Below are 13,844 nucleotides of genomic sequence, written 5' to 3'. Positions count from 1 at the left end.
GCAAGAGCGTTTGATATATAAAAAGAGATAAAAAGGAGGAAAAAGAATGAATAAAAAGCTATTAGCTCTATTGGCATTGCTGTTGACACTAATGTTAGTTCTTGCCGCGTGTAATTCCGATGATGATTCAGCAACACCTGCTGATGAGCCGGAAAAAACTGAAGAAGAAGGTACAGGAGAAGAAGAAGCCGCAGAGGAAACAGAAGAAGAAGCCGAACAACCAGCTTCCGAAGAATTATTCCCGGTAGTACTTGATAATGAAGGAGAAGCTATTGACGGTGGAACTCTACAAGTAGCATTAGTAAATGATTCTCCATTCCAAGGTATTTTCTCTTATACACTATATGAGGATGCATATGATGCAGATATTATGGGCTTCTCAAGCAATGTACTATTTGACACTGACGGAGATTTCTTAATTTCTGATGGTGGTATAGCAACATTGACAGTTGATGATGCTAACAATAAAGCAACTGTTAAAATTCAAGAAGGAATTAAATGGTCTGATGGAGAGCCTCTTAAAGTGGAGGATTTAATTCAACCTTATCTAATTATCGGTCATCCAGATTATGCAGGAGTTCGTTATGATTCTGACTTCCAAAACATCGTTGGTGCTGTGGAATATCATGACGGAAAAGCAGATACAATTTCAGGTCTGAAAAAAGTGGATGAAACAACTTTAGAAATTTCATTCAATAAAATTTCACCAGCAATCTATTCAGGTGGAGACGGACTTTGGTTTTACGCTGAACCAAGTCATATTGTAAAAGATATCCCTGTTACTGAATTACTTCAAAGTGATGCAGTACGTAAAAACCCAGTTACCTTAGGGGCATTCAAATTTGATAAAATCGTTCCAGGTGAATCAGTACAATTTGTACGCAATGAGAACTACTGGAAAGGCCAATCAAAACTTGATGGTGTAGTTGTTAAAACTGTACCTAGTACATCTGCAGCAAAAGCTTTGGAAACAGGAGAATATGATATGGCTCTTGGATTCCCGACTAGTGCATATGAAAACGTAAAAGATCTTGAAAATATTACACTTCTTGGTCGTCAAGAATTGTACTACTCTTATCTAGGATTTAAACTTGGTAAGTATGACTATGATGCAAGTGTTGCAATTACAAATGAAGCAGAAGCTAAAATGGGTGACAAAGTGTTACGTCAAGCAATGGGCTATGCTTTAGATGTTGAACAGGTAAATGAAGTATTCTACTTTGATTTACGTGAACGTGCTAACTCTCTAATTCCACCAGTATTTAAATCGTTCCATGATTCATCTATCGAAGGATATAACTATGATGCAGAAAAAGCTATCCAACTTTTAGACGAAGCTGGTTATAAGGATACAGATGGCGATGGTCTTCGTGAAAACCCTAAAGGGGAAAAATTAACAATCAATCTTGCTGCAATGTCTGGTGATGAAACACAAGAACAAGTAATCTCTTACTACCTACAAAACTGGAATGAAGTTGGTTTAGATGTTCAATTAGCTACAGGCCGTCTAATCGAGTTCAACACATTCTACGATAAAGTACAAGCGGATGATCCAGAAATCGACATCTTCATGGGTGCATGGGGTACAGGTACAAACCCATCTCCAGCTGGATTATACTCTAAAACAGCAGTATATAACTTCAGCCGTTACACTTCTGAAGAGCTAGAAGGATTATTAACTGCAATCGATTCTCCAGAAGCTATTGACGGAGAGTTCCGTGGTAATAAGTTCCGTGAATGGCAAGAATATATGGTAGATGTTTCTGCAGTAATTCCATTGCAATTCCGTTACGAATTATTCCCGGTTAACGATCGTGTGAAAAACTATGACTTCGGCTATGATACAGACTTCGATTATATCGATATCGAATTAATAGCTGATACACCAGTAAAATAATATTTAAAAAAACCGCTCTTAGACGAAAGTTTAGGAGCGGTTTTTCATATGGTCTTATAAGGATGTGATACTAATAAGATTGTTAATATTTTTAATTAGTTATGGAATTGCTGTCATTTGCTGCTCCCACTTAGTACTTTATTTAAACTTTTTATCATTAGGATATTCCTGGAGATCAGTCCTCGTATATATGATGGAGTCTACTGATTTTGTTCTCTTATGTGCTTCCATAATATCTATTACTGCGGTCGTTTTCTTCCGAGGCCCATTGCGGCTTCCATCTTAGCTAAAGTTTCATTCGCTAGAGCTTGTGCTTTTGCAGCCCCTAAATCTAGAATTTCATCCAGCTCAGAAGAGTTTAGCAGCTGCTCATATCTTTCTTGAATAGGCGTAAGATGATCGATAATAACTCTTGCAACGGAAGCTTTGAAGTCTCCATATCCTTTTCCTTCATACTTTTGTACAAGTGAAGGAATTGAAACATCACTTAACGCGGATTCAATCGTTAGTAAATTGGAAACTCCAGGTTTATTTTCAGGATCAAAAGCGACGATACCTTCTGAATCTGTAACTGAGCTTTTAATTTTCTTTTCAATTTCCTTTGGACTGTCCAAAAGACGTATCGTAGCCTTCAGATTTGGATCTGATTTACTCATTTTCTTTAGTGGATCTTGTAGGGATTTAATACGAGCTCCATTTTTAGGTAATTGGATTTCAGGCATTGTTAATACCTCGCCGTAGCGTTTATTGAATCGTTCAGCTAAGTCTCTTGTTAATTCCACATGCTGTGTTTGATCATCACCAACCGGTACGATATCTGTTTGGTATAGGAGTATATCCGCAGCCATCAATGGGGGATATGTTAATAATGCAGCAGAAACAGCATCTTTACCAGTCGACTTATCTTTGAATTGCGTCATTCTTTCTAATTCACCGATATACGAAATACACTGCATAATCCATCCAGCTTGTGCATGAGCAGGAACCTCTGACTGTATAAATAATGTAGATTTCTTCGGATCGATACCTACGGCAATATATAATGCCGCTAAAGAACGTATATGATTGCTCAATTCTTTAGGATCCTGTGCAATTGTAATAGCATGTTGGTCTACAATACAAAACACGCAGTCAAAATCATTTTGTAATGCAGTGAACTGTCTGAAGGCACCAATGTAATTCCCTAGGGTGATAATCCCTGTTGGTTGTACGCCTGAAAAAATTTTCTTCATTTTTCGTATCTCCTTTTCCTATTGAGAATATAAAAAAACATCATGCATCCCTATAAAAGGGACGAATGATGTTAAATCCGTGGTACCACCCAGCTTGCTAAAAATAATTAGCCACTCTTCTTCGTAACGGGAAGGGGACGGTATACGCTACTCACTTTCACATATACTGCTCAGAAGCCCATTCCATTTACAGTATGATCTGTTTACAGCGCCACAGACTCTCTTAACATACGATAGTAAATGTACTTATCTTCATCAAAGCTCAAGTTATTTAGTTTTGATTATTATATATAGAAGAAACACAAAAATCAAGTACTCTTAGTAACTATAATAGATGAACAAAGCAATACACATACAAAATAAATTGGATAGCCCTAATGCAATAATCGGTTTATGTGGAAAAGAAAATATTTCAGACGGTAATCGCATCTTTTCTGCCTCTTTTTTCATATGTTTAGGCGTAAATACTTTACGTGTACTTTCAGTAAAAAAGTCAAAAAAACCACCTGAAACGACATATGTCATCAAACCAACAAACGTGACTGTTCCGCCAACAAAAAAGGACATGTTTATGTAAGGTACGAGTTGGATATTTTTATAAACTAAAAGCATTAGTACAAAAATAACTATCTGACAGCCAAGAAAGTAAATTAATCTATTTTTCATATTTCACCTCTATCAATTGTAAATTATAAAATAGACACAGAAAATATGCAAAATATTGATTAATTAATTTAACAAAAAAAAGCAATTTTGTTTCCAAACATTCACAATTGTTAGGACAATGTAATGATTTTGTTACACTATTGTAAAAATATTTAAAAAAAACCTGTACAAGCGTAAAAGAAAATGTATAATAAATATTGTAATGAATTTTTCTGAATATTTAAGGAGGTTATTTTTTTGAAGAATAGCAAGCTTGTATGGCTTTTAAGCCTACTGTTAGTTGTTGCTTTATTCCTAGCTGCTTGTGGTGGCGATGATGAAGGTAAAGAAACAACTACAGACACAGACGAAAAAGAAGGTACAACAGAAGAAACAGAAGAAGTAGCAGACGAAGATCAAGTTCTTAACCTGATCATGACTGCAGAAATTCCAACAATGGACTCAGCTCTAGTAACTGATGCAGTTGGTTTTGATCTACTTAACAACGTAAACGAAGGTTTATACCGTTTGAGTCAAGAAAATATTGCTGTTCCAGCACTTTCTGATGGTGAACCAAAAGTTTCTGAAGATGGATTAGTTTATACATTCACTTTACGTGATTCTAACTGGTCTGATGGTACTCCAGTAACTGCAAATGACTTTGAATTTGCTTGGAAACGTGCTATGAACCCAGATACTGCATCTGAATACGGTCCATACATGATGTCTGGCGTTATCAAAAATGCAACAGCAATTTCTAATGGTGAAGCTGAATACACTGAATTAGGTATTAAAGCGCTTGACGAAAAAACATTAGAAGTAACGCTTGAAAAACCAATTCCTTACTTCCTATCACTTATGTCATTTGGAACATTCTTACCACAAAAAGAAGAATTCGTTACAGCGCAAGGTGAAAACTACGCGAAAAATTCTGAATCACTTTTATACAACGGACCATTTACTTTAGCTAACTGGGACGGTACAGGTTTATCTTGGCAACTACTTAAAAATGAGCAGTACTGGGATAAAGAAACTGTAAAACTTACTGAAATTAACTATGATGTAGTAAAAGAAACTGCAACTGCAGTAAACTTATATACAAATGGTGAAAAAGATCGTGCTGGACTATCAGGAGAATATGCAATGCAATATGCTGCTGATCCAGAATTATTAACTGAATTAGAAACTTCAGTATTCTATTTCAAATATAATCAAGAACGTCTTGGAGAAAAAACTCCACTTGCTAACGTAAATATTCGTGAAGCAATTTCTAAAGCATTCAACAAAGAAGATTTAGCTTCTGTAGTATTAGCAAATGGTTCTACAGCTGCATATTCATTCATTCCAAAAGATTTCGTTTTTGATGAAGATGGAAATGACTTCCGTGACGCTAACGGAGACATGGCTGTGTTCAATGTAGATGAAGCAAAAGCTGCATGGGAAAAAGGTTTAGCAGAGCTAGGTGTTACTGAACTTTCTATAGAAATTCTTGGTGGAGACACTGAACTTTCTAAAAAAATGGATGAATACTTCAAAGCTCAATTAGAAGGTAACTTACCTGGTTTAACTATTACTCTTAAAGAAGTTCCATTTAATGTTCGTTTAGATCTTGATACAAACCAAGACTATGACATTCAAGTTGCAGGATGGGGACCAGATTACCAAGATCCATTCACATTCTTAAGCCTATGGGAAACTGACGGTGGTAACAACCAAATGTCATACTCAAATCCTGAGTACGATCAATTGTTACAAGATATTAATGGTTCTTTAGCTCAAGACATTCCAGCTCGTTGGGAAGCAATGGCTAAAGCCGAAAAAATGATCGTTGACCAAGATTTCGCAGTTGGACCAATCTACCAACGTGGATTAATGTTCCTTCAAAAACCTTATGTTAAAGGTGTAATTGCTCATCCATTCGGTGGAGATTACAGCTATAAATGGGCTTATATCGAAGGTAAGTAAGATAGTTAAAAAGATTTAAAATCTCATAGTTAGAGAGTATATGGTATCCAAATGGATCATGTACTCTCTTTTTAAATGAATCTGAATTCACAAAATATTTAATATTAATAATTTGATTTTGACAATTACCCTTGTTATCTGTTTATATATATTAGTAACATATTAATCTTAAAAAATATTTTTGTAGGAGGTGCAAAGATGGCAAAATACATTACTCGTCGTGTTTTTTATATGTTTATAACATTTTTCCTGATTGCGACGGCAACATTTTTCTTAATGAAGGCGCTTCCAGGATCCCCGATTAGCTCTGCTTCAAAACTATCCCCTACACAACTTGCGGTAGTTGAAGCGAAATATGGACTAGATCAACCGATTCCAGTACAATACGCGAAGTACATGTTGAATTTGGCGCAAGGCGACTTAGGTAACTCATTTCAATTTAAGAATGCTAGCGTAACAGATTTAATCATAGATCGTTTAGGACCATCTATGTTACTTGGAACTCAAGGTTTAGTGCTTGGTGTAGCGTTAGGAATACTATTAGGTATGATTGCAGCACTAAGACAAAATACTATTTGGGATTACGGTAGTACATTTGTGGCTATCATCGGTATTTCTATTCCATCTTTCGTTTTTGCCACTTTTCTTCAATATTGGTTGGCTGTTGAATGGAAAATATTCCCTGTCGGTTTGTGGAAGGATGGCTGGATGTCCAGCGTACTCCCATCTATTGCTTTAGCAATGGGACCACTTGCAACGGCTTCTCGATTTATACGTACGGAAATGATTGAAGTTTTAAGTTCAGATTATATTACTTTGGCAAAGTCTAAAGGAGCCAATGGTTTCGAAGTAGCATTTAAGCATGCTTTCCGAAATGCATTAATCCCACTAGTTACTGTTTTAGGACCACTAGCAGCTGGATTATTAACAGGATCTCTTGTTATTGAAAAAATCTTTGCAATACCAGGTATTGGAGAGCAATTTGTTAAATCCATTATGTCTAATGACTTCTCTATCATTATGGGAACAACATTATTCTTCTCTGCATTCTTAATTGTCGTAATATTCTTAGTAGATGTACTTTATGGTATCATCGATCCACGTATTCGTTTGTCAGGAGGTAAAGATTAATGAAACACGACTTACAAAAACCACCTGCAGATTCATTTGAAAGAATTGAATTAGATGCTAGTCATGCGGAGCGTATTGCAAAACCAAGTTTAAGTTTCTGGCAGGATGCTTGGCTTCGAATTCGTAAAAATAAAGCCGCGATAGTGAGTATGTTCATTTTGGCTTTCATTATCATTATGGCCTTTGTCGGACCAATGATTAGCCCGCATGATGCGGAGACACAAACAATCACTCATGCTAATTTACCTCCAAAGGTTCCCGGTATTGAAAAGCTTGGAATAATGGATGGTGTTGGTACTCTAGCTGGTAAAGAAGTAGACTTATATGAAATGAAAAAAGTAGATACGTATTATTGGTTTGGTACAGACGGTTTAGGCCGCGACATGTTCTCACGAGTTTGGGAAGGTACACAAATCTCTTTACTCATCGCTTTCGTGGCAGCTATAATCGATATGGTTATCGGAGTTGCTTACGGTGGAATCTCTGGTTACTATGGCGGTCGTGCCGATGATATTATGCAACGTATTGTAGAGATTCTATATGGTATACCAACACTTGTAATAGTTATACTCATGCTTAGCTTTATGGATCCAGGTATTACCGCGATTATTATCGCAATTACCATTACTGGATGGATTGGAATGTCCCGTATTGTACGTGGCCAAGTATTAAAATTCAAAAACCAAGAATTTGTATTAGCTTCACGTACATTAGGTGCAACAAATAGTCGAATTATTACAAAACATATTTTACCTAATATTTTAGGTATTATTATTATTAATACAATGTTCACTATTCCAACTGCAATTTTCTTTGAAGCATTTTTAAGCTTCATTGGTTTAGGTTTACAACCACCTGACGCATCTTTAGGGACTCTTATTAATGACGGGTACAAATTGGTTCAATTCCAACCACATATTCTCTTGTTCCCATCTATTATTATTAGTTTACTAATGATTGCATTCAACTTACTTGGTGATGGATTACGTGACGCACTTGATCCAAAAATGAAAGACTAATAGGGGGAAAGCATAATGGAAAACATATTAGAAGTTAATGACCTAGAGCTTTCCTTCCATACATTTGCTGGTGAAGTAAAAGCCATTCGTGGTGTTAACTTCGACTTAAAAAAAGGAGAAACACTTGCAATTGTTGGAGAGTCTGGTTCTGGTAAGTCAGTTACAACGAAGGCAATTATGCGTTTATTGCCTGAATCAAGTTCAGAATTTAAAAATGGTCAAATATTATTTAACGGAAAAGATTTGACTAAGCTATCGGATAAAGAGATGCAAAAGATTCGTGGGAAAGATATATCGATGATTTTCCAAGATCCAATGACTTCTTTAAATCCAACGATGACAATTGGGAACCAAATCATGGAACCGATTTTAAAGCACCAGAAAGTTAGTAAATCAGAAGCACGTAAAGTGGCAGTTGATCTTTTACGTTTAGTAGGTATGCCTAAACCAGAAGCTCGTATTAAACAATATCCTCACCAATTCTCTGGTGGTCAACGTCAACGTATTGTAATCGCTATTGCATTGGCATGTAATCCACAGATTCTTATCGCGGATGAGCCTACTACTGCGTTAGATGTAACAATACAAGCACAAATTTTAGAATTAATGAAGGACCTACAAAAGAAAATAGATACATCTATCATTTTCATTACACATGACCTTGGGGTTGTTGCTAATGTTGCAGATAGAGTGGCAGTAATGTATGGTGGTAAAATTGTGGAGATTGGGACAGTAGATGAAATATTCTACAATCCGCAACATCCATATACATGGGGCTTACTAAGCTCAATGCCATCATTAGATACAGCAGAAGAAAAATTATATGCAATTCCAGGAACTCCTCCTGATTTATTGTATCCTCCAAAAGGAGATGCATTTGCTCTACGTAGTGATTATGCATTGAAAATAGATTTAGAGGAAGCACCGCCGTTCTTTAAGGTAAGTGACACTCACTCTGCAGCAACATGGTTGTTACATCCAGATGCGCCAGAAGTAGAACCACCGCTAGCAATTGTAGAGCGCATGAAAAAATTCCCTGGCAGTCGTTATTATGAAGGAACGGAAGGAGGTACTTACTGATGGCTGAAAAATTATTAGAAATTAAAAATCTTAAACAGTATTTCAATCAAGGTAAGCCTAATGAAGTTCGCGCTGTTGACGATATCAGCTTTGATATTTATAAAGGGGAAACACTTGGACTAGTTGGAGAATCGGGTTGTGGTAAATCTACAACAGGTCGTACAATTATCCGTCTTTACGATGCAACAGATGGACAAGTTATTTATGATGGTATAGATGTACATGATAAAAAATCTAAAAAAGATTTAAAAACATTTAACCGTAAAATGCAAATGATTTTCCAAGATCCATATGCATCTTTGAATCCACGTATGAAAGTACTGGATATCATTGCAGAAGGTCTTGATATTCATGGACTTGTGAAAAACCCAAAAGAACGTAAAGAACGTGTGGTTGAATTATTAGAAACGGTAGGTTTGAATCGTGAGCATGCAGATCGATATGCACATGAGTTTTCTGGTGGCCAACGTCAACGTCTAGGTATTGCGAGAGCATTAGCAGTTAACCCAGAATTCATCATTGCTGATGAGCCGATCTCCGCATTAGATGTTTCTATTCAAGCACAAGTAGTTAACCTATTAAAAGAGTTACAGGAAGAAAAAGGATTAACTTACTTGTTTATTGCCCATGATTTATCGATGGTTAAATACATTTCCGATCGTATAGGTGTAATGTATTTTGGTAAGCTAGTAGAACTAGCCCCAGCAGAAGATTTATACAATAATCCTATGCATCCATATACACAGTCATTATTATCTGCTATACCGCTTCCTGATCCAAATTATGAGCGTAATCGTGTGCGTAAATCATACGATCCAGCTTCTCATAATTACCAGGACGGGGAAGAGATAGCGATGCGTGAAGTAACCCCTGGACATTTCGTATATTGTTCAGCAAAAGAGCTTGCAACTTTACAAGCTATATCAAATTCGTAAGTTTAATAATTCAACGAGGCTGGGACAGAACCCCAAAACAGCATTTTTCTCTGTGAGAAAAATGCTGTTTTTTTGCTGTGCACAAAATTGATTTCCATTCCAGGGACGCTTACCACGGGCGTAGCCTGAGCCTGTAGTCTCAGGCGTTATGCTATTCCCGTAGGAGTCGCCCCTCCAAACCGCTTGCGCGTCGATGTGAGGTCTCATCTGTCTCACTCATCCCGCCGAAGCCGCCACCTTGCACTACAATCAATATAGCTAGCGAGTAGTACTTCACTAAAAGATTTAGCAAAGCATATCACTTAGATGATAAGATTAGCCAAATATTGTTTAGGGATAAATCAATTTGTGATCGTGGATGAATTAGAAATGCTATTCTTGGTTGACGAAGGTATTAGACTTTCTTTTTACTAGTGGAAATAAAGAGAAATAGTAAGTGTTTGACTCATACAGAAGTGGAATAGCGAATGAAATTGCATCTTCGAGAGCTTACTCTATGAATAGGACAATAGCTTTTCTCTAGTTATCCAAAAACGTACTTACCTGTTTCTAAGAGTTATAGAAGGGCGACGAACAGACGAAAGCCATAAAATTACCGAGAAAATAGATGCTGGTCGTGATGTCAGTCACGACCAGCATCTTAAAAAATCAATCGGAAATAATATAGCAACAAGTCTGTCCAAAGCACTTCGAAAACGATGGAAACAGGTTTTGACCTTAATTGACCGGGCATGTCTTTTGCCTGATTTTTCTTAATATCAATTTAACAATGGAAACAAATAGCCATAATGGATTACCGAAAAGATTTAAAACATGTATTTATGGGTACATAAAGAGTGGACTTTATATTTCTAGTTATCTAACTTATTTTGGCCTAATGGCACTATTATTCATATGCATGAATTGTTAGAATAAAAGGACTTAGAGGAAAGGAATTTTTAATATATGAAAAAACAACTTAGAGTAATAGCTTCAGCATCTATTGCGATGACTATATTACTCCCGGGTACGGGTAAGGCGGAAACCACTTTGTTTTCAAAGGACTTTTCCACTAAAGAATTTAGCTTTCAAGCAATAGATGAAACAATAGTGTCTTCCTCCAAATTATTTGTATATGACTCTGGATTTACATTTGAATATCCAGATGCCGTAAGAGGTGTATATGTAACCGGACATTCTGCAGGAGGAGAACGGTTTAATGACTTGTTGAATTTAATGGATAACACAGACTTAAACGCGATGGTTATTGATCTTAAAGATGATTTTGGAAATCTTACTTACATCCCCAAAGAGGATTCTTCATTGGCAAAATATAATATTGGAAAGCCATACATAAAAGACACGCAAGCAATGTTAAAGACAATGGAAGAAAAGAAGATTTATCCAATAGCTCGTATCGTTGTCTTCAAGGATACTGAGCTTGCAGAAACAAAGCCAGAATGGTCATTTGTAGAAGGTACATCGGTATGGAAAAATGGACGAGGTGAAGCATTCGTCAATCCATTTATGCAAGAGGTATGGGACTATAATGTAGAAATTGCTATCGAGGCTGCTAAAATGGGCTTTAAAGAAATTCAATTTGACTATGTTCGTTTCCCCGAAGGCTTTGAAAAAAGAGAAAACACTCTAAAATACTCAATGGGTGAATATAAAACGTCAGAGTTAGATTTCGTTCAACGTAGGGTTTCAGCGGTTACGGATTTTGTAGCTTATGCCAAGGAAAAACTTAAACCATATGGTGCGAAGGTTTCGGTTGATATTTTTGGTTATTCAGCTACATTGCCTGAAGCACCAGGAATTGGACAAAACTTCAGTAAAATCTCTGAAAATGTAGATGTTATTTCCTCCATGATCTACCCAAGTCACTGGACTTCTTACTTTGGAATTTCTAAGCCAGATTTAGAACCATATAGATTAGTTCAGGAATACGCAAAAGTTGAAAATGCAAAACTAGCAGAGCTTGAAAATCCTCCTGTGTCTAGACCATGGCTACAAGATTTTACTGCTTCATATTTAGGAGCAGGCAATTATCAACAATACGGGAAAGAGGAAGTAGAGGCTCAGATTAAGGCATTAAATGAAGCGGGTATAAAAGAATATTTATTATGGAATGCTGGAAATAAATATTCAAAAGGAGTAGACTATACACCTTAAGCATAGATTAATTGAGAAGTATTTTTAAAGAAAACGTAAAGATTAATGAAGTAGGATGAAATTTAATCCTACTTTTTTTTCTTTTTTGAAACCTTTTTGCATTCAGAACGTACTATTATATATAACAGATATTTTCATTAAGTATTACTAATTGAGAACGCATTTTTTTTATGATGGAGATGTTTAAGTTTTTTAAATGATGGGTATTAATTAATATATCTAATTTGTATTAATAAAATATAAGGATTTCTTTATAAGTAACACGAAATTGTGACAGTAATTTTTATGAGGTAAATTTTTCATTAAAACATATTTAAAATGAATTAAAAGTGGTGTATACTTAGAATGTACATTACTACATTAAATTAATTATAATCTACTTTATATAACACAGACATTTGAAAGGAAGTGTTTTTTAAAATGATGGTAACCTTATTCACTTCACCAAGTTGTACGTCTTGTAGAAAAGCGAAAGCTTGGTTAGAAGAACATGAAATAGCATATAAAGAGCGCAATATTTTTTCTGAACCTCTTAGTATAAGTGAAATAAAAGAAATCTTACGAATGACAGAAGACGGAACAGATGAAATCATTTCAACTCGTTCAAAGATATTCCAAAAACTAAATGTGGATTTAGAAAGTCTTCCGTTACAACGTCTCTACGAATTAATTCAAGAGCATCCTGGATTATTACGTAGACCAATTATTCTAGATGAAAAACGTTTACAAGTTGGATACAATGAAGATGAAATTCGAAGATTCTTACCTAGAAAAGTACGTGCTTATCAACTACTTGAAGCACAACGTCTAGTTAACTAGTATTATACTAAGCTAATTGTTTTTCAAAGTTCATTTTGAAAAATAATTGGCTTTTCTTTTTTCCTTCTACTTGCATTAAGTATGAAAATTTTCTACAATGCATATAGTTTGGTTAATAATTTAAAAAGTGAAGCAGGAATCCTTTTCTTTTTTTCACAAACAACATACAATAGTAATAGACACTACACAATTGAAACGGTAAGAAGCGAAAGGAGATGTGTTAAATGGATATCGAGCGTATCAATGATAACACTTTCAAAGTATACATTTCATACATCGACATTGAAGAAAGAGGCTTCAGCCGAGATGAAATCTGGTTTAACAAGGATAAGAGCGAGCAGCTTTTTTGGGAAATGATGGATGAGGTTCATGATGATGATCATTTTGAGGAATTAGATGGTCCATTATGGATACAAGTTCATGCGATGGAAAAAGGTTTGGAAGTGATTGTTACAAGAACGGAAATAACAAAACAAGATGAGCGTTTAGGAAATAATTCGGATGTAGATGATATATCCAGTAAAATATTTAAAAATGGGGTATCAAGCTCAATCGGCCAACATGAATTTGATGACTTTTCAAGTTATATGGATGATTTAGAAGAAATTCCATCGGATTATACATTTGTTTTTGAGAGCTTCGATGATGTAATTGGTCTTGCGAAAAAGTTAGATGAAACTGATTTACAGACCTCTTTGTATTATTATGAAGATAAATACTATTTGCTTATTGTTTTTGATTTTGATATTACAGAATTTGAATCAGTGCTTAATACATTAAGTATTGTTTCGGAGTTTGCAAATAATTCAAAAACGACTATTCATATTATTCAAGAGTATGGAAAACAGATAATCGAAAGTGGAGTTCTAGATGAATTAAATAAACATTTTTAAAACCTTCTATTTATAGAAGGTTTTTTTTATTTCAGATAACAATCTAAGATGTTGCTTTATTTTCAGAAAATTTG

11 protein-coding genes and 1 other annotated feature are annotated in these 13,844 nt (G+C 35.4%); of the genes, 9 read left to right on the top strand and 2 right to left on the bottom strand.

What is annotated here, in order from left to right:
* The first annotated feature begins 46 nt into the window (after positions 1-46).
* A complete protein-coding gene (locus tag MKY37_RS04490; RefSeq protein ID WP_340774220.1) occupies positions 47-1,897 on the top strand; it encodes an oligopeptide ABC transporter substrate-binding protein in 1,851 nt (616 codons plus the stop codon).
* 239 nt (positions 1,898-2,136) lie between these two features.
* On the opposite strand, the gene trpS is transcribed toward MKY37_RS04490, so the two are convergent.
* The gene (trpS, locus tag MKY37_RS04485) at positions 2,137-3,129 is read right to left on the bottom strand and encodes a tryptophan--tRNA ligase (RefSeq protein WP_340774218.1); all 993 of its coding nucleotides are present in this window, start codon (positions 3,127-3,129) and stop codon (positions 2,137-2,139) included.
* A 54-nt stretch (positions 3,130-3,183) separates the two neighbouring features.
* Positions 3,184-3,397, bottom strand: a binding site (T-box leader).
* 50 nt (positions 3,398-3,447) lie between these two features.
* Positions 3,448-3,795, bottom strand: coding sequence for a DUF3899 domain-containing protein (locus MKY37_RS04480; RefSeq protein WP_340774216.1), 348 nt, complete (start codon positions 3,793-3,795; stop codon positions 3,448-3,450).
* A 237-nt stretch (positions 3,796-4,032) separates the two neighbouring features.
* Here MKY37_RS04480 and MKY37_RS04475 point away from each other — a divergent pair, with 237 nt between their 5' ends.
* The 8 genes from MKY37_RS04475 to mecA all read left to right on the top strand — a co-directional run bounded on the left by MKY37_RS04475 (position 4,033) and on the right by mecA (position 13,770).
* Positions 4,033-5,739 (top strand): peptide ABC transporter substrate-binding protein, encoded by a 1,707-nt coding sequence (locus MKY37_RS04475; RefSeq protein WP_340774214.1) that lies wholly within the window; start codon positions 4,033-4,035, stop codon positions 5,737-5,739.
* A 198-nt stretch (positions 5,740-5,937) separates the two neighbouring features.
* Positions 5,938-6,870 (top strand): oligopeptide ABC transporter permease, encoded by a 933-nt coding sequence (gene opp3b / locus MKY37_RS04470; protein ID WP_340774212.1) that lies wholly within the window; start codon positions 5,938-5,940, stop codon positions 6,868-6,870.
* Entirely contained in the window at positions 6,870-7,889 is a 1,020-nt protein-coding gene (gene opp3C / locus MKY37_RS04465; RefSeq protein WP_340774209.1) for an oligopeptide ABC transporter permease, read from the top strand. Before opp3b ends, opp3C begins: the two co-directional genes overlap by 1 nt.
* Before the next feature lie 15 nt (positions 7,890-7,904).
* A complete protein-coding gene (locus tag MKY37_RS04460; protein WP_340774208.1) occupies positions 7,905-8,969 on the top strand; it encodes an ABC transporter ATP-binding protein in 1,065 nt (354 codons plus the stop codon).
* Complete coding sequence (locus MKY37_RS04455; RefSeq protein ID WP_340774205.1) at positions 8,969-9,904, top strand: ABC transporter ATP-binding protein; 936 nt, start codon at positions 8,969-8,971, stop codon at positions 9,902-9,904. The genes MKY37_RS04460 and MKY37_RS04455 overlap by 1 nt, the downstream gene beginning before the upstream one ends.
* 945 nt (positions 9,905-10,849) lie before the next feature.
* Positions 10,850-12,058: a putative glycoside hydrolase gene (locus MKY37_RS04450; protein ID WP_340774203.1), complete on the top strand. Its 1,209-nt coding sequence runs from the start codon at positions 10,850-10,852 to the stop codon at positions 12,056-12,058.
* 423 nt (positions 12,059-12,481) lie between these two features.
* Positions 12,482-12,877 (top strand): transcriptional regulator SpxA, encoded by a 396-nt coding sequence (spxA, locus tag MKY37_RS04445; protein WP_175453953.1) that lies wholly within the window; start codon positions 12,482-12,484, stop codon positions 12,875-12,877.
* Positions 12,878-13,101: 224 nt separating this feature from the next.
* Positions 13,102-13,770 (top strand): adaptor protein MecA, encoded by a 669-nt coding sequence (gene mecA / locus MKY37_RS04440; protein ID WP_340774200.1) that lies wholly within the window; start codon positions 13,102-13,104, stop codon positions 13,768-13,770.
* The last annotated feature ends 74 nt before the right edge of the window (positions 13,771-13,844 follow it).

The organism is Psychrobacillus sp. FSL K6-2836 (assembly GCF_038003085.1).
Classification (GTDB): Bacteria; Bacillota; Bacilli; order Bacillales_A; family Planococcaceae; genus Psychrobacillus.
Note: the sequence above shows the minus strand (reverse complement) of the source record. Positions and strands in the feature narration are given on the sequence as shown.

Bases quoted from the DNA above. Each gene is read 5' to 3' on its own strand.
- opp3b (WP_340774212.1), top strand. From the start codon at position 5,938: ATGGCAAAATACATTACTCGTCGTGTTTTTTATATGTTTATAACATTT.
- trpS (WP_340774218.1), bottom strand. From the start codon at position 3,129: ATGAAGAAAATTTTTTCAGGCGTACAACCAACAGGGATTATCACCCTA.
- MKY37_RS04480 (WP_340774216.1), bottom strand. From the start codon at position 3,795: ATGAAAAATAGATTAATTTACTTTCTTGGCTGTCAGATAGTTATTTTT.
- MKY37_RS04450 (WP_340774203.1), top strand. From the start codon at position 10,850: ATGAAAAAACAACTTAGAGTAATAGCTTCAGCATCTATTGCGATGACT.
- MKY37_RS04490 (WP_340774220.1), top strand. From the start codon at position 47: ATGAATAAAAAGCTATTAGCTCTATTGGCATTGCTGTTGACACTAATG.
- opp3C (WP_340774209.1), top strand. From the start codon at position 6,870: ATGAAACACGACTTACAAAAACCACCTGCAGATTCATTTGAAAGAATT.
- MKY37_RS04460 (WP_340774208.1), top strand. From the start codon at position 7,905: ATGGAAAACATATTAGAAGTTAATGACCTAGAGCTTTCCTTCCATACA.
- MKY37_RS04455 (WP_340774205.1), top strand. From the start codon at position 8,969: ATGGCTGAAAAATTATTAGAAATTAAAAATCTTAAACAGTATTTCAAT.
- spxA (WP_175453953.1), top strand. From the start codon at position 12,482: ATGGTAACCTTATTCACTTCACCAAGTTGTACGTCTTGTAGAAAAGCG.
- mecA (WP_340774200.1), top strand. From the start codon at position 13,102: ATGGATATCGAGCGTATCAATGATAACACTTTCAAAGTATACATTTCA.